General features: G+C 65.4%; 15 protein-coding genes. 14 read left to right on the top strand and 1 reads right to left on the bottom strand.

Annotated features, from left to right (window positions below; all coding sequences use genetic code 11):
* Nucleotides 1-83 precede the first annotated feature (83 nt).
* The 9 genes from ACVMB0_RS35240 (at nt 84) to ACVMB0_RS35200 (ending at nt 7,997) form a co-directional block, all read left to right on the top strand.
* Nucleotides 84-311, top strand: coding sequence for a putative signal transducing protein (locus tag ACVMB0_RS35240; protein WP_456753273.1), 228 nt, complete (start codon nt 84-86; stop codon nt 309-311).
* Entirely contained in the window at nt 304-1,071 is a 768-nt protein-coding gene (locus tag ACVMB0_RS35235) for a tRNA1(Val) (adenine(37)-N6)-methyltransferase (RefSeq protein ID WP_456753274.1), read from the top strand. The genes ACVMB0_RS35240 and ACVMB0_RS35235 overlap by 8 nt, the downstream gene beginning before the upstream one ends.
* 243 nt (nt 1,072-1,314) lie before the next feature.
* Nucleotides 1,315-2,250 carry a S49 family peptidase gene (locus ACVMB0_RS35230; RefSeq protein ID WP_461349136.1) on the top strand — a complete coding sequence of 312 codons (936 nt, stop codon included), beginning with the start codon at nt 1,315-1,317 and terminating at the stop codon, nt 2,248-2,250.
* A 116-nt stretch (nt 2,251-2,366) separates the two neighbouring features.
* The gene (locus ACVMB0_RS35225; RefSeq protein ID WP_456756472.1) at nt 2,367-2,558 is read left to right on the top strand and encodes a hypothetical protein; all 192 of its coding nucleotides are present in this window, start codon (nt 2,367-2,369) and stop codon (nt 2,556-2,558) included.
* A 202-nt stretch (nt 2,559-2,760) separates the two neighbouring features.
* A complete protein-coding gene (locus tag ACVMB0_RS35220) occupies nt 2,761-3,696 on the top strand; it encodes a glycine--tRNA ligase subunit alpha (RefSeq protein ID WP_461349135.1) in 936 nt (311 codons plus the stop codon).
* Nucleotides 3,696-5,792 carry a glycine--tRNA ligase subunit beta gene (gene glyS, locus ACVMB0_RS35215; protein WP_461349134.1) on the top strand — a complete coding sequence of 699 codons (2,097 nt, stop codon included), beginning with the start codon at nt 3,696-3,698 and terminating at the stop codon, nt 5,790-5,792. The genes ACVMB0_RS35220 and glyS overlap by 1 nt, the downstream gene beginning before the upstream one ends.
* A gap of 3 nt (nt 5,793-5,795) precedes the next feature.
* A complete protein-coding gene (locus ACVMB0_RS35210) occupies nt 5,796-6,392 on the top strand; it encodes a class I SAM-dependent methyltransferase (protein ID WP_456753278.1) in 597 nt (198 codons plus the stop codon).
* On the top strand, nt 6,392-6,760 hold the full coding sequence (locus tag ACVMB0_RS35205; RefSeq protein WP_456753279.1) for a GFA family protein: 369 nt from the start codon (nt 6,392-6,394) through the stop codon (nt 6,758-6,760). The genes ACVMB0_RS35210 and ACVMB0_RS35205 overlap by 1 nt, the downstream gene beginning before the upstream one ends.
* 136 nt (nt 6,761-6,896) lie before the next feature.
* Nucleotides 6,897-7,997 carry a hypothetical protein gene (locus ACVMB0_RS35200; RefSeq protein WP_456753280.1) on the top strand — a complete coding sequence of 367 codons (1,101 nt, stop codon included), beginning with the start codon at nt 6,897-6,899 and terminating at the stop codon, nt 7,995-7,997.
* 143 nt (nt 7,998-8,140) lie between these two features.
* Here ACVMB0_RS35200 and ACVMB0_RS35195 read toward each other — a convergent pair whose 3' ends face one another.
* Nucleotides 8,141-8,500, bottom strand: coding sequence for a DUF1236 domain-containing protein (locus ACVMB0_RS35195; protein ID WP_456753281.1), 360 nt, complete (start codon nt 8,498-8,500; stop codon nt 8,141-8,143).
* 232 nt (nt 8,501-8,732) lie between these two features.
* On the opposite strand from ACVMB0_RS35195, the gene ACVMB0_RS35190 reads away from it, so the two are divergent.
* From ACVMB0_RS35190 to acuI, 5 genes are all read left to right on the top strand, one after another.
* Entirely contained in the window at nt 8,733-8,888 is a 156-nt protein-coding gene (locus ACVMB0_RS35190; protein ID WP_076865695.1) for a DUF3096 domain-containing protein, read from the top strand.
* A 91-nt stretch (nt 8,889-8,979) separates the two neighbouring features.
* Complete coding sequence (ppdK, locus tag ACVMB0_RS35185; RefSeq protein WP_461349133.1) at nt 8,980-11,895, top strand: pyruvate, phosphate dikinase; 2,916 nt, start codon at nt 8,980-8,982, stop codon at nt 11,893-11,895.
* Nucleotides 11,896-12,308: 413 nt separating this feature from the next.
* Nucleotides 12,309-13,802 carry a cell wall hydrolase gene (locus ACVMB0_RS35180; RefSeq protein WP_461349132.1) on the top strand — a complete coding sequence of 498 codons (1,494 nt, stop codon included), beginning with the start codon at nt 12,309-12,311 and terminating at the stop codon, nt 13,800-13,802.
* A gap of 191 nt (nt 13,803-13,993) precedes the next feature.
* A complete protein-coding gene (locus ACVMB0_RS35175) occupies nt 13,994-15,238 on the top strand; it encodes an MFS transporter (RefSeq protein ID WP_461349131.1) in 1,245 nt (414 codons plus the stop codon).
* A gap of 46 nt (nt 15,239-15,284) precedes the next feature.
* Nucleotides 15,285-16,271, top strand: a complete 987-nt coding sequence (gene acuI, locus ACVMB0_RS35170; RefSeq protein ID WP_461349130.1) for an acrylyl-CoA reductase (NADPH) — start codon at nt 15,285-15,287, stop codon at nt 16,269-16,271.
* Nucleotides 16,272-16,307: the final 36 nt, after the last annotated feature.

The raw sequence follows: 16,307 nt of genomic DNA, 5'->3' as shown, positions 1-16,307 counted from the left end.
ACTGCGAAGGTTTGCGGCAAGGCCACGAAGTTGTTGACATGTGAGGCATTCGCTGCACTGCCGGGGCGACAGGAGAGCGTATTTTGCGGGAATTGGTACGGACCAATGACGTGGTGCTGGTCTCCGCCATCGGAGCGCTGCTCGACAGCGCTAACATCCATCATTTGGTTCTGGACCAGAACATGAGCATCATCGAGGGCTCGCTCGGCGTGCTGCCGCGGCGGATCCTGGTGCATGAGGACGACAACCACGAGGCCCGCCAGCTCCTGACCGACGCCGGCCTTGGTCATGAATTGCGGGCCGATGAGTAATTCGACCGCAGATGTCACGGAGGACGGTTTTCTCGGTGGGCAATTGCGGCTGCGCCAGCCCCGCAGCGGCCACCGCGCCGGCCATGACGCGATCCTGCTGGCCGCGGCGACACCGGCGCGCTCGGGTGAGCGCGTCGTCGATCTCGGCGCCGGGGTCGGTGCGGCCGGGCTCGCGGTGGCGCGGCGGGTGAGGGGGATCGATCTGGTCCTGGTCGAGATCGATCCTGGATTGGCCGAGCTGGCGCGGAATAACGCCGCCGCCAACGCGATCAAGGCCGACGTGATCGTGCTCGATGTCGAGGCCGGTGCCGCAGCCTTCGATGCGGCGGGCCTTGCGCCCGACAGTGCCGACGTTGTGCTGATGAACCCGCCGTTCAATGATGCCGACAGGCACCGCGCCTCGCCCGACGGTGTACGCCAGCGCGCCCATGTCGCGACCGCGACCACGCTGGCCAGCTGGGTCCACGCGGCGCGGCGGATCCTCAAGTCGAACGGGCAGCTTGCGCTGATCTGGCGTGCCGACGGGATCGCCGAAGTGCTGGCTGCGCTGGAGCGCGGCTTCGGCAGTCTCGAGATCCTGCCCGTACACGGCGAGGCGGCGCGGCCTGCGATCCGAATCCTGGTGCGGGCGACCAAAGGCGGCCGGGCGCCGACGCGACTGCATGCCGCGCTGCTGCTCAATGAAGAGTCAGGGGTGCCCAATAAATGGGTGCAGGAGATCTTGGCTGGAAAGGGAGAATTGCCGCTGGCGCGGCGCTAGCGGACAGGCGAGCTGCCCGCGTGACTGGCACTAAATCACTGCGAAGCCGTTTCCGACTGGCGTTCCGGCGTCGAGGTGAAGCGAATCGCCATCAGCAACGTACCGATCAGCATAATCAGCAGATAGATCTTCATGATTTCCTCTCCGCCCGCGCGTTGCTTCCCCAATGACAAAATGCAAAACGCGTTCCACGGAATCCAATGACAGTGGCGTGATAAAAAGTGGTTAATTCGAGGTAACGGCATGAGTGAACAAATAAGTGATCGCCAAGGCCATTCTGGAGCACATTCCGGAGGACGCTCGGGACTGCTCGAACGCGTGCAGGGAATGTTGCCGGCACGTTTCCGGCGCGGCACGGCGGTGGTGCCCGTCGTGCGGCTGTCGGGTGTGATCGGCGCGGTGACGCCGCTGCGGCCCGGCATGACGCTCTCGGGCGTTGCCAAGATGCTGGAGCGCGCCTTTGGCACGCGTAATGCCAAGGCGGTGGCGCTGGTGATCAATTCGCCGGGCGGCTCGCCGGTGCAGTCGCGCCAGATCTATCTGCGCATCCGGCAACTGGCGGCCGAGAAGAAGCTGCCGGTGCTGGTGTTCGCCGAGGATGTTGCAGCCTCCGGCGGCTACATGATCGCCTGCGCGGGCGATGAGATTTATTGCGACCCGTCCTCGATCCTCGGCTCAATCGGCGTGGTCGGCGGCAGCTTCGGTTTCCAGGAGGCGATCAAGAAAATCGGCGTCGAGCGGCGGCTGTACACGGCCGGCAGCCACAAGGCGATGCTCGATCCGTTCCTTCCCGAAAACCCCGACGACGTCGCCCGGCTGAAGACGATCCAGCGCGAGATCCATGCGACCTTCATCAACCTGGTGAAGCAGAGCCGCGGCAGCCGCCTGAAGGCCGCCGACGACGTGTTGTTCACCGGCGAATACTGGGCGGGCGAGACCGCGATCGGTCTCGGGCTTGCGGACAGCATCGGCGATCTCCGCTCGGTCTTGCGGGCCCGCTATGGCGAGAAGGTACTGACCCCGGTGATCGCGCCCGCCAGCGGCTTGCTGTCCGGCCTGCTCGGCCGCCGGGCGCCGGGGGCGGGTTCGCTGGCCGCTTTGGATGGCTTGGCCGGCTTGCCGGACGATCTGATCTCGGCGCTGGAAACACGGGCGATTTGGGCCAGATTCGGGCTCTGAACACGGGGATGTGAGCGCGCCATTTAGCCCCAAAACCGCGATTGCGGCGCAGCCTCGGTTGGGCGAGAATGCCTGCCATTGGGGGCCTGACCGACGTGAACGACAAGGATCGACCGATGCCGCCGCTGATTGCATTCGCAGGCGTCCTGGGTGGCCTGGCCGTGGTCCGCTGGGCATACAAAACGGCCGTCCGGATCAACCAGGAACTGGAAGAGGCGCGATTGTCCCGCGTGTCCGAGGCCACCCGTGCCAGCGAAATCAAGACCCTGCGCCGTGACCCCGTGACCGGGGCCTATCGCCCGGGCTAGATAATCTGCCGTCATTCCGGGTTGATGCGTCAGCATCGAACCCTCAGGTGCGCAATTGCGCACCGAGAATCTCGAGATTCCGGGTTCGCCTCTTCGAGGCGCCCCGGAATGACGAACGTCACCCCCATCGCCTTGATTCCATTGGCCGCCGCCGATACGGTCCCGCGCGTTTTCACACCCCCTCGCGAGATCGATTCCAACGATGGATGCCCTGCCTGACCATATGCGCCCGGAACGTTCGTTCCAGGGCTTCATCCTGGCTCTCCAGCGGTTCTGGGCCGAGCAGGGTTGCGTCATCCTGCAGCCCTACGACATGGAAATGGGCGCCGGCACCTTTCATCCCGCGACCACGCTGCGCGCGCTGGGCCCGAAGCCGTGGAACGCGGCCTATGTGCAGCCCTCGCGGCGGCCCAAGGACGGCCGCTACGGCGAAAACCCCAACCGGCTCCAGCACTACTACCAGTTCCAGGTAATCATGAAGCCGTCGCCGCCGAACCTTCAGGAACTGTACCTGAAGTCGCTGGCCGCGATCGGGATCGATTCGGCCATCCACGACATCCGCTTCGTCGAGGACGATTGGGAAAGCCCGACGCTCGGCGCCTGGGGCCTGGGGTGGGAATGCTGGTGCGACGGCATGGAGGTCTCGCAGTTCACCTACTTCCAGCAGGTCGCCGGCGTCGAATGCGCGCCGGTCGCGGGCGAGCTCACCTACGGGCTCGAGCGGCTCGCGATGTATGTGCAGGGCGTCGACCGCGTCTACGACCTCAACTTCAACGGGCGCGAGGGCGCCGAGAAGGTGACCTATGGCGACGTCTTCCTGCAGGCCGAGCAGGAATATTCGCGGCACAATTTCGAAGTTGCCGACACCGCGATGCTGTTCGAGCAATTCAGGATGGCGGAAGACGCCTGCCGCAAATATCTCGCCGCCGGTTGGCGCGACGGCAGCAACATGAAAGAACATCTGATGGCCTTGCCGGCCTACGACCAGTGCATCAAGGCGAGCCATGTCTTCAACCTGCTCGACGCTCGCGGCGTCATCTCGGTGACGGAGCGGCAGAGCTATATCGGGCGCGTGCGCGATCTGGCGAAGGCCTGCGGCGAGGCTTGGATCCACACTGAAACGGGCAGGGCGGTCTGATGCCCGATCTTCTCCTCGAACTGTTCTCCGAAGAAATCCCCGCGCGCATGCAGGCGAAGGCGGCGGACGATCTGCGCCGCATGGTGACCGACAAGCTCGTCGCCGAGGGCCTCGTCTATGAGGGTGCAAAAGCCTTCGCGACCCCGCGCCGCCTTGCGCTGACTGTGCACGGCATTCCCGCCCGCCAGCCCGACCTGAAGACCGAACGTCGCGGCCCGAAGATCGGCGCCCCCGATGCGGCCGTGCAGGGCTTTCTGAAGGCGACGGGTCTCACTTCGCTGGATGAAGCCAAGATCCAGAAGGATGCCAAGGGCGACTTCTACATCGCTCTGATCGAGAAGCCGGGCCGCGCGGCGATCGACGTCATCGCCGAAATCCTGCCGGTGATCATCCGCACCTTCCCTTGGCCGAAGTCGATGCGCTGGGGCGAACGCTCGGCGAAATCAGGCTCGCTGTCCTGGGTCCGGCCGCTGCACTCGATCATCGCGACCTTCGGTCTTGAGACCGAGGAGCCCGATGTCGTGAAATTCTCGATCGACGGCATCGAAGCCGGGCAGACCACCTATGGCCATCGCTTCATGGCGCCGGGCGCGATTTCGGTGCGCCGCTTCGAGGATTACGAGGCCAAGCTGAAGGCCGCGAAAGTCATCCTCGATCCGCAGGCACGCAAGGACATCATCGTCGCGGACGCCAAGGAGCTGGCGTTCGCGCAGGGCCTCGAGCTGGTCGAGGACCAGGTGCTGGTCGACGAGGTCTCCGGTCTCGTCGAATGGCCTGTCGTGATGATGGGATCGTTCGAGAAGGAATTCTTGTCGATCCCGGATGAAGTGATCCGCGCCACCATCCGCAACAACCAGAAGTGCTTCGTCGTCCGGGATCCCAAGACGGGGAAATTGACCAACAAGTTCGTGCTGACCGCCAACATCGAGGCGCCCGACGGCGGCAAGACCATTGTCGCCGGCAATGAGCGCGTGATCCGTCCGCGGCTGTCGGACGCAAAGTTCTTCTACGAGACGGATCTCAAGACCAAGCTGGAGGACCGGCTGCCGAAGTTCGAGCAGATCGTGTTCCACGAGAAGCTTGGCACCCAGGCTGCGCGCATCAAGCGCATCGAGAAGCTCGCTGCCGAGATCGCGCCTTTGGTCGGCGCCGATGTCGAGAAGACCAAACGCGCCGCGCGCCTCGCCAAGGCGGATTTGCTGACCGAAGTGGTCGGCGAATTCCCGGAGTTGCAGGGCCTTATGGGGAAATACTACGCGCTGGCGCAGGGCGAGGATGCATCCGTCGCCGCGGCCAGCGAGGAACATTGGAAGCCGCAGGGGCCGACCGATCGCGTGCCGACCGATCCGGTCAGTGTCGCGGTGGCGCTGGCTGACAAGCTCGATACGCTCGCGGGATTCTGGTTGATCAATGAGAAGCCGACGGGATCGAAGGACCCGTTCGCGCTGCGCCGAGCGGCACTGGGCGCGATCAGGCTGATCGTCGAGAACACGTTGCGCCTGCCGATCCTGAAGGCGGCCAAATCCGCGTTGCTCGGACTGTCGGCCAAGGCCGATGCCGAAACGTTGCCGAACGATCTGCTCGCCTTCTTCGCCGATCGCCTGAAGGTTCAGCTTCGCGATCAGGGCGCGCGTCACGATCTCGTCGACGCCGTGTTCTCGCTCGGCGGCCAGGACGATCTCTTGCTCGTCGTTCGCCGCGTCGAGGCGCTCGGCAAATTCCTCGACAGCGACGACGGCAAGAACCTGCTCGCGGGCACAAAACGCGCCAGCAATATCCTCAGCATCGAGGAGAAGAAGGACAAGCGTGCGTTTGACGGCGCGCCTGACGCCGCGCTCTACAAGCTCGACGAAGAGAAGGCTCTGGCTGCGGCGATCGATCAGGTGAAGGCCGAGGCCTCCGCCGCTGTCGCGAAGGAAGACTTTGCCGCCGCGATGAGCGCTATGGCGAAGTTGCGTCCCGCGGTCGATGCGTTCTTCGACAAGGTCAAGGTCAACGACGAGGACACGAAAGTGCGTGAAAACCGCCTGAAGCTGCTCAACGAGATTCGCGCCGCAACCCGTGCGGTGGCGGATTTCTCCAGGATCGAAGGCTGACCGATGGACCACGCAACGCTCGCCGCTTACGACAAGGAAGCGGCGGTGTTTGCGCAGGACTGGCACGAGCAGCCGGCCCCTCGCGATCTGCAAGAGATCGTCGCGCGTTTCTTCATCAAGGGCGGCGCGACCGCCGATATCGGCTGCGGCAGCGGCCGCGAGGTCGCCTGGCTCAACGCCAATGGCTTCCCGGCCGAAGGTTTTGATGCCTCCGAGGGGCTGCTCGCGGAGGCTCGCGCCCGCTATCAGGCGCTGCGCTTTACTAGCGCCGAACTGCCCGCGCTATCCGGCATAGCCTCCAACAGCTTCGACAATGTGCTGTGCGAGACCGTGATCATGCATCTCGATCCCGCGCTGATCGCGCCGTCGGTCCGGCGCATGTTCGAACTCGTGAAGCCCGGCGGCGTGTTTTATCTGAGCTGGCGCGTCACCAGCGGCGACGATGCGCGCGATGCGCATGGCCGGCTGTACGCGGCGTTCGATACCGCGCTGGTGCGGACGGAGCTGACGAGCGCCGAATTGCTGCTCGATGCGGAGGTCGTCAGCGCCTCGTCCGGCAAGGTCATTCACCGGCTGGTCGCCAGCAAGGGGAGGCGATGATGGCGCGGCTCGCGACATGCGCTTGCGGGCGGCTTCGCGTCATCTGTCATGGCGAGCCGACCAGGGTATCGCTGTGCCATTGTCTGGAGTGTCAGAAGCGAACCGGCAGCACCTATGGTGTCGCCGCGTTCTTTCCTCGCGCGGACGTCGCGCCGCAGGGCGAGGCGCGGGAATACAGCCGCATCGGCGGCAGCGGGTCTCCAGTGTTTCATTTCTGCCCGAATTGCGGATCGTCGGTCTATTGGGAGCCCGGCCGTGCGCCGGACCTGATCGGCGTTGCGGTCGGCGCCTTCGCGGACCCGGATTTTCCCGCGCCGTCGCAGTCGGTCTTCACGCAGCGCCGCCACGCCTGGGTCGTCGACAGATAGGCCTCCGCCGCAGCGATGCGCGACGTTGGAAATACTTGGACACAATTTGCAATTTGTTAACCATGCCCTGCGAAGGTCCTGCCGGATCAACGATTTCTTAAGAAATCGCCCTCGCGCCAATGCAGGGATCGCCCCGATGACCTCGATCGGCACCACGCCCAATCCCTACGCCCAATATGGTTCGGCCTATGCGCGGGCGGCCGCGACGCCCTCGCTGGCGGCGACCTTGTCGGGCGACGGCACCGCCGGCGATCTGTCGGCGTCTCCGGCGTCGAACGCCGCAACCAACCTCACGCTGTCTGACGCCGCCCGTGCGCAGCTCGCCAAGACGTCGCTGCCCGACTTCGCGACGGTGACGAACGATGCGCGCACGACGCTCGACCGACTCTACACGGTGGCCGGCGTCAAGGCGCCGATCGTCGATGGCAAGACCACGATCGATCTCTCGACACTGGATCGTCGCGCGCTGTTCGCGATCTCGACCAACAATGGCGGCAAGTTCACGCCGGACGAGCAGGCGGTTGCCGCAGCCGAGCTGAAGCAGCGCTTCGACAAGGCCTTGGCGCCGTCGCTCGCGACCACGCGGCTGACCGGCGACTATAGCGTCAGCTACAAGGCGGCGCTCGACTATCTCGACGGCGCCAGCGACGAGGAAAAGGCCACCGCGACCTGGGCCAGCCAACGCGCCGCGGTGCTGAAAGGTGTTCAGGCGACGCAGCAGGATCCAAACACGGCGCCGACGGGAATGACCGGCGATCCGATCGCGGCTGCGTTGGCGGGAGCCACGACTCCCGCGACGGGGAGCACGCGCGACTTCTCCAGCGTGGCAAGCGACGTGCGCGCCTTCCTCGATCGGCAGAAGAGCGAGGCGGCGAAGAGCGGCAAGGAACTGGTGTACGATTCCAGGCGCAAGACGGGACAGCTCGCCGATCTGTCTTCGCTCGACAACCGCTCGCTGTCGGCAATCTCGCTGAACCAGGACAAGAAGTTCTCAGGCGAGGAAATTTTCGCGGCCAAGCAGGAGCTCAACACGCGGACGCGGCTTGCGGTGCTCGATGCGCTGAAGCAGAGCCAGACCGCCGGCGATCCGCGCCAGTTCTCACTCGGCATCCTCAAGCAATATTCCTCGATGAGCGCGGAGGAGCGCCAGGCCACCAACTGGACGCAGGATTTCCAGGACGCCGCGATCAAGAGCTACAAGTCGACCTCGACGCTGCTCTCGATTCTGAAGTCATAGGCCAGCACAATTCGTGCCGACAAAACAGAAGAGCCCCGCCTGGAGGGGAGGCCAGGCGGGGCTTTCTGGTCCGGTCGATCTGCGCGCAGATCCGCTTGCGCGGCGCCCGGACTGTTCGTTCAGGCGATCGTACTGGATTTGCCCTAGTCGACCACCTGAACGATCCGTCGCGAACGCGGCTCGACCAGCACGGTCTCACCGTTCACGACGGTGTAGCGGAAGGGCGTCGCGCCGAACCGCTGCGGCACGTCATACGTGGTCACGCCGGCATCCGGCAGGATGGTGCCGACCACGACGCGATCCGGAATGGTGTAGTTCGGCACGCGCTCGCGCACGATGTATTCGCGGAATGCCGGACGCTGCTCGACCGCAATGCCCTCGTCATCCTCGACTGCAACCGGCGGGCCACCGCGGACGACGCCAACGGTCTGGGCCTGTGCGGCAACAGCCGGCACCGTGATCGCAGCAGCAACCGCTGCAACGGCAAGAATTCTGTTTCGCATGGCTCGCTCCATTCTTATGGCGCGCGCCGGCCTTCGCCGATGCGCACAGCGGGCCAATGCATCGGCGACGGTGATGTTCCGGAAAAACTGCTGTCATATACGCGGCAATTTGGAGCAATTTTCGTGAGGTGCGGGAACTCCCGGGCCGTGCAGGCGTCTTGATGTGGGAACCCCCTCAGCGGATAAACTGCCGCTCGATTCGCTCCTCCAAAAACCGCCGGAGAAAACTTCAATGACCATCACCGCTGGGCATCTGCCTGCCATCGTGGCTCTGGTTGCAGGCGTCCTGATCCTGATCATGCCTCGGCTCCTCAACTACATCGTCGCGATCTATCTGATCTTCGTCGGGCTCGTCGGAATGGGCCTGCTGCGCTGGCTCCACCTGTAGCGGGAAAGCGGGGTTTCGCGGCTTGCGCGGAACCCCCCAAAATGGTGTAAGGCGCGCATCTTCGACCCCTCCTTCCGGATTGTTGTCTGACATGGCCAAAGCCGTCGCGAAGTCCAAGAAACCTGCTGCAAAAGCTGCTGGCAAAACAGCAGCGAAATCAAAGCCCTCCGCCGCCGCCCGCAAGGCTGCTCCGGCGCGCAAGGCGCTGACGAAGAGCGTCCCGAAGGCGGCGCCGAAAGCCGCCGCCAAACCGGCTGCAAAACCCGCCAGCAAGGCGCCGGCGAAGGCGGCAGCCGCTCCGAAGAAGGCGGCCCCGGTTGCGATCAAGGCCGGCAAGTGGGTCTATACGTTCGGCGACGGCAAGGCCGAGGGCCAGGCGACGCTGCGCGATCTGCTCGGCGGCAAGGGCGCCAACCTCGCGGAAATGGCCAATCTCGGCCTTCCGGTGCCTCCCGGCTTCACGATTCCGACCTCGGTCTGCACCTATTTCTACGAGCACGACAAGACGTATCCGAAGGAATTGAAGGCGCAGGTTGAGAAGGCGCTCGACTATGTCGGCAAGCTGACCGGCAAGACCTTCGGCGACGCCAAGAACCCGCTGCTGGTGTCGGTGCGCTCGGGCGCGCGCGCCTCGATGCCGGGCATGATGGACACCGTGCTCAATCTCGGCCTCAACGACCGCACGGTCGAAGCGCTCGCCGAACTCTCCGGCGACCGCCGCTTCGCCTATGACAGCTATCGCCGCTTCATCACGATGTATTCGGACGTGGTGCTCGGCTTCGAGCATCATCATTTCGAGGACATCCTCGACACCTTCAAGGACGGCCAGGGCTACTCGCTCGACACCGACCTGACCGGCGACGACTGGGTCGAACTGGTCGGCAAGTACAAGGAAGCCGTCGCCAAGGAGACCGGGCACGAGTTCCCGCAGGATCCGCACGACCAGCTGTGGGGTGCGATCGGCGCGGTGTTCTCATCCTGGATGAACGCGCGCGCGGTGACCTATCGCAAGCTGCACGACATCCCGGAATCCTGGGGCACCGCCGTCAACGTGCAGGCGATGGTGTTCGGCAACATGGGCGAGACCTCGGCGACCGGCGTTGCGTTCACCCGCAACCCCTCGACCGGCGAGAGCAAACTGTATGGCGAGTTCCTGATCAACGCGCAGGGCGAGGACGTCGTTGCCGGCATCCGCACGCCGCAGGACATCACCGAGGAGGCGCGCCAGGAGAGCGGCTCCGACAAGCTGTCGATGGAAGCCGCGATGCCGGCTGCCTTCAAGGAGCTGACGCGGATCTACACGCTGCTCGAGAAGCACTACCGCGACATGCAGGACATGGAGTTCACGGTCGAGCAGGGCAAGCTGTGGATGCTGCAGACCCGCGGCGGCAAGCGCACCGCCAAGGCGGCGCTGCGGATCGCCGTCGAGCTCGCCAATGAGGGCCTGATCTCGCGCAACGACGCGGTGACGCGGATCGATCCGGCCTCGCTCGACCAGCTGCTGCACCCGACCATCGATCCCGCCGCCAAGCGCGACGTGATCGCGACCGGCCTGCCGGCATCGCCCGGTGCGGCCTCGGGCGAGATCGTGTTCTCCTCGGACGAAGCGGCCAAGCTGCAGGCCGACGGACGCAAGGTGATCCTGGTCCGCATCGAGACCAGCCCGGAAGACATCCACGGCATGCACGCCGCGGAAGGCATCCTCACCACCCGCGGCGGCATGACCTCGCACGCCGCGGTGGTCGCGCGCGGCATGGGCAAGCCCTGCGTCTCCGGCTGCGGCACCATCCGCGTCGACTACGGCCGCGGCACCATGAGCGTCGGTTCGCGCACCTTCAAGACCGGCGACGTCATCACCATCGACGGCTCGGTCGGGCAGGTGCTGGCCGGCCGCATGCCGATGATCGAGCCGGAACTGTCCGGCGAGTTCGGCACGCTGATGGGCTGGGCCGACGAGGTCCGCAAGCTCGGCGTCCGCGTCAACGGCGATACGCCCGACGACGCGCGCACCGCGGTGAAGTTCGGCGCCGAGGGCATCGGCCTCTGCCGCACCGAGCACATGTTCTTCGAGGAGACCCGCATCCGCACCGTGCGCGAGATGATCCTCTCCGAGGACGAGCAGTCGCGCCGTGCCGCGCTGTCGAAGCTCTTGCCGATGCAGCGCGCCGACTTCGTCGAGCTGTTCGAGATCATGAAGGGCCTGCCCGTCACGATCCGGCTTTTGGATCCTCCCCTCCATGAATTCCTGCCGCACACCCAGGCCGAGATCGAGGAAGTGGCGCGCGCCATGAACACCGATCCGCGCCGGCTCGCCGACCGTGCCCGCGAACTGTCCGAGTTCAACCCGATGCTCGGCTTCCGCGGCTGCCGTCTCGCGATCGCCTATCCGGAGATCGCCGAGATGCAGGCGCGCGCGATCTTCGAGGCCGCCGTCGAAGCCGGCAAGCGCACCGGCAAGCCGGTCGGGCTCGAGGTGATGGTGCCGCTGATCGCGACCAAGGCCGAGTTCGATCTGGTCAAGGCGCGGATCGATGCGACCGCCAACGCGGTGATCAAGGAAACCGGCGCCAAGCTGACCTATCAGGTCGGCACCATGATCGAGCTGCCGCGCGCCTGCCTGATGGCCGGCGAGGTGGCGGAGACCGCCGAGTTCTTCTCGTTCGGCACCAACGACCTGACGCAGACCACCTACGGCATCAGCCGCGACGACGCCGCGAGCTTCCTCGGCACCTATGTCGCCAAGGGCATCCTGGAGATCGATCCGTTCATCTCGGTCGATCGCGACGGCGTCGGCGAGCTCGTCAAGATCGGCGTGACGCGCGGCCGCAAGACGCGGCCGAGCCTCAAGGTCGGCATCTGCGGCGAGCATGGCGGCGATCCCGCCTCCGTCGCGTTCTGCCACGAGGTCGGGCTCGACTACGTCTCGTGCTCGCCCTACCGCGTGCCGATCGCGCGTCTCGCCGCAGCGCAGGCCGCGCTCGGCAAGGAGATCTCGAGCCAGGCGTAAGCGTTGAGGCCGGCATAGTCAGAAGCGACGTGATGCCCGGGCTCGTCCCGGGCATTTTTCGTTTGAGCGCTGCCGGAAGACATCGTCATTGCGAGCGAAGCGAAGCAATCCACCTCGCCACATGCGTCGAAGCATGGATTGCTTCGTCGCTTCGCTCCTCGCAATGACGATGGACCTGGCTAGGTAAGGATCTCTTCACCATCTCCGTTGACCTGACATTTACGACTTTCATGCGCCGCGCATTTACCAAGGCGCGCGATGCGGCGCGCGAAGACGCTGCGATCGCTTGAGTGTAGCGCCCGGGCAACGCCGATTAACTCCGCGGCAACCTAAACAAGTTAGCAACGGGAAAGGTCGAATTGCGCGGATGGACCGCGTTCGATTGCACTCAGTAAGCGTTGCGTGAGCGTACGATGTTTGTGTCGCGTAACCAGCCGAGGGGCGCACGTCTCGCGCTCTTCGGTCTCGGTCTTGGCATCTTCGCACTGATGCCGACCGAGATCGGATATCAGGATATTGCCTCGCTCTTGGCCCGGCAGCCCGGCGTCGCCGAGCGCTGGCAGAAGCGCGTCTTCGCCTCCGCCGTCGGCTCGATCCAGGTCGCGACCTACAGCTTCGGCCGTCCGATCGGAACCTCGGCGCCGCAGGATCCGCAGATCCTGCTCGCGCGTCTCGACAGTTCGAGCAGCGACATCACCGGCGCGGTGACGCGCAATCCGATCGCATCACCGCCGCCGCGCTACGCGGCATCGGATTTTCCCAAGGTCGACCGCACCCTGAAGGGCGATCGTCTCGTCGTCAGGCGCCCCGACCAGCTTGATCCCGCGCAGCCCGCGAACACCGCGCCGGCGAACGAGGATCCCGCGACCTCGAATGCGTCGGTCAAGGGCATGAAGACCGCAACCGCAATCGGTGGCAGCGGATCTGCCGACAACGCGCCGCTCGATCCGGAATTGCAGGAGGCGCTGCGTGCGCCGCCGCTGCCGCAATATGCCAAGCCGTCGCCGCAGCAATACGACGTGTCGATGTCGCTCGAGGCCAACCCGCTCGACGATCTGAAGCCTGCGCCGGCAACGCCCGCACCGGCGCCCGCCGATGCAGCGCACGAGCGCGATCCGTTCGCCTTCAAGACCGCGAGCCTGTTCTTCGGCTCGTCGCTCGGCACGCCCGAAAATCTCGAACGCTGGCAGCCCGGCGAGGCGCCGGTCGTCGTCGCGCCCGCAGTGCAGCCCGACCCCGACATGAAGGTGATAGCCTCGCTGCCGGTCGATGCCGACGGTCCAGTGAGGGCCGGCGAAATGGGCGAGAGCATCGCGCCGAAGGGCGAGGTCAACGCCGACGACCAGCACAGCAAGACGCCGGCGGAACGGCTCGGCCTTTTCGACGACAAGTCGCGCGCCAAGTCGGAGAAGTGTCTCGCCGAGGCGGTCTATTTCGAAGCGCGCGGCGAGGCGGTGCGCGGCCAGATCGCGGTTGCCCAGGTGGTGCTGAACCGCGCTTTCTCCGGCAAATACCCGGAGACGGTGTGCGGCGTGGTCTACCAGAACAAGAACCGGCACTACGCCTGCCAGTTCACCTTCGCCTGCGACAACATCCCCGACGTCGTCCGCGAGCCCGACATGTGGGACCGCGCCAGGAAGATCGCGAAGGCGATGCTCGACGGCAAATTGTGGCTGCCGGAAGTCGATCGCTCGACCCACTACCACGCCTATTGGGTGCGGCCGTCCTGGGTCAGCGAGATGAAAAAGATGTACAAGTTCGGCGTTCACACCTTCTATCGCCCGCGCGCCTGGGGCGACGGCAGCGACGCCCCGAGCTGGGGCAGCGCAGCCGAGACCGCCAAGATCTCGGCGCAACTCGCCGAGGCTGCCCAGAGCTCGGCCGAGCAGGCCAGCGCCAAGCGATAGGGCGCCAACTCCGGGGGCGATGTGCCCCGGAATGACGCCCGTCATCCTCTCGGATTCTGCAATGCAGCCCTGCGAGCGAATATTTTTCTCCTGTTTTTGTCCTGCCCCTCTTGGGGTTTTCATGCAGTTGCATTAACTCCCCGTAACGTTTCGCGGGGGCGGTTCCCCCGCCAGCCGCGGGGGAAGACAACATGGCCGTGACCACCGGGGATATCCGACCGACGTCCGGCAGCTGGCGCACGCCGCTCGTGATCATCGTCTGCGGCTGTGCGATCGCCCTGCTGAGTTTCGGCCCGCGCTCCAGCCTCGGCTTCTTCGTGCAGCCGATGGGCCGCGAATTCGCCTGGGGCCGCGACGTGTTCGGCCTCGCCATCGCGCTGCAGAACCTGCTGTGGGGGCTCGGCCAGCCGATCGCGGGCGCCATTGCCGACCGCTTCGGCCTGCTGCGCGTGATGATCGTCGGCGCCTTGCTGTACGCCGCCGGTCTCCTGCTGATGCGTTACTCCACCACCTCGTTGTCGCTCGACATCAGCGCCGGCGTGCTGATCGGTTTCGGCCTGTCGGGCTCGTCGTTCAATCTCGTGCTGGCGGCGTTCAGCAAGCTGCTGCCCCCCGAGAAGCGCGGCTTCGCGCTTGGCGCCGGCACCGCGGCGGGCTCGTTCGGCCAGTTCCTGTTCGCGCCGTTCGGCGTCGCGATGATCGACAATTTCGGCTGGCAGACCGCGCTCGTCGTGTTCAGCGCGCTGATGCTGCTGATCCTGCCGCTCTCGCTCGCGCTGGCGACGCCGCCGGCGGAGACGAAAGAGGCCGCGCCGGCCGATCAGCAATCGTTCAAGACCGCGCTCGCGGAGGCGTTCGGCCATCGCTCCTACGTGCTCCTGGTGCTCGGCTTCTTCACCTGCGGCTTCCAGCTTGCCTTTATCACCATTCACCTGCCGGCCTATCTGGCCGACCGCGGCATTGCGGCGACGACAGGCGGCTGGGTGGTCGCGGCGATCGGCTTGTTCAACATCATCGGCTCGCTCAGCGTCGGCTGGCTGCAGAACTACTTTCCGAAGCGCTATCTGCTGTCGGTGATCTATTTCTCGCGCGCGCTGGCGACGGTTGCCTTCATCACGTTCCCGGTCACGCCGTTCTCGGCGATTGCCTTCGGCGCGGTGTCGGGGCTGCTGTGGCTGTCGAGCGTGCCGCCGACCTCGGCGCTGGTCGCGCTGATGTTCGGCACCCGCTGGTTCTCCACCCTCTATGGCTTCGCCTTCGTCAGCCATCAGGTCGGAGGTTTCCTCGGGGTCTGGCTCGGCGGCGTGGTGTTCGAGCAGTTCGGTTCCTACACGCCGATCTGGTGGCTGTCGGTGCTGTTCGGCGTGCTCTCGGCGCTGATCAACCTGCCGATCGTCGAGGCGCCGGTCGCCCGCCCGGTTGCGCAGCCTGCCTGATGGGTTAAACACTCCTACGAAACCAAGATTACGGGGAGTGCGCATCGTGGCAACGTTCAAGGCAATCAGGATCGACAAGGCGGACAAGGGTACCACCGCCACGCTCACCCAATTCGACGACGCGGAATTGATGGACGGCGACGTCACCGTCCGCGTCGAATGGTCGACGCTGAACTACAAGGACGGCCTGGCGCTGACCGGCAAGGCGCCGGTGGTGCGCCGGTTTCCGATGATCGCCGGCATCGATTTCGCCGGCACGGTCGAGCAGTCCAGCCATCCGGACTGGAAGGCGGGTGACAAGGTCGTCTGCAATGGCTGGGGCATGGGCGAGACCCATCTCGGCGCCTATGCCGAGAAAGCCCGGGTCAAGGGCGACTGGCTGGTGCGGCTGCCCGACGGCATCTCGGCGCGGGACGCGATGGCGGTCGGCACCGCGGGCTATACCGCGATGCTCTCGGTGCTGGCGCTGGAGAAGCACGGCCTGACCCCGAGGAGCGGCCCGGTGGTGGTCACCGGTGCCGCCGGCGGCGTCGGCTCGGTCGCAATCGCCGTGCTGTCGAAGCTCGGCTATCACGTAATCGCGTCGACCGGGCGGATGTCGGAGGCGGACTACCTCAAGGGGCTCGGCGCCACTGAAGTGATCGACCGCGCCGAACTGTCGGGTGCCCCGAAGGCGCTCGCCAAGGAGCGCTGGGCCGGTGGCGTCGACAGCGTTGGCTCGACCACGCTCGCCAACCTGCTGTCGATGACGAAATACGGTGGCGCCATCGCGGCCTGCGGCCTGGCGGCCGGTATGGACCTGCCGTCGTCGGTCGCGCCCTTCATTTTGCGCGGCGTGTGCCTTCTCGGCATCGATTCCGTGATGTGCCCGATCGAACTTCGCCGGACCGCCTGGCGTCGCCTCGCCAGCGATCTGGACAAGGCAAAACTGGCTGATATCACTCACGAAATCGCCTTGGACGAAGTCGTGCCCTACGGCGCGAAAATCCTCGGCGGCGAGGTCCGCGGCCGCATCGTGGTAAAAATAGTCTGAGGACGTTCAGACTTTACCAACCAAGCTGCTCCAATG

Source organism: Bradyrhizobium sp. USDA 4451, assembly GCF_054822585.1.
Note: the sequence above shows the minus strand (reverse complement) of the source record. Positions and strands in the feature narration are given on the sequence as shown.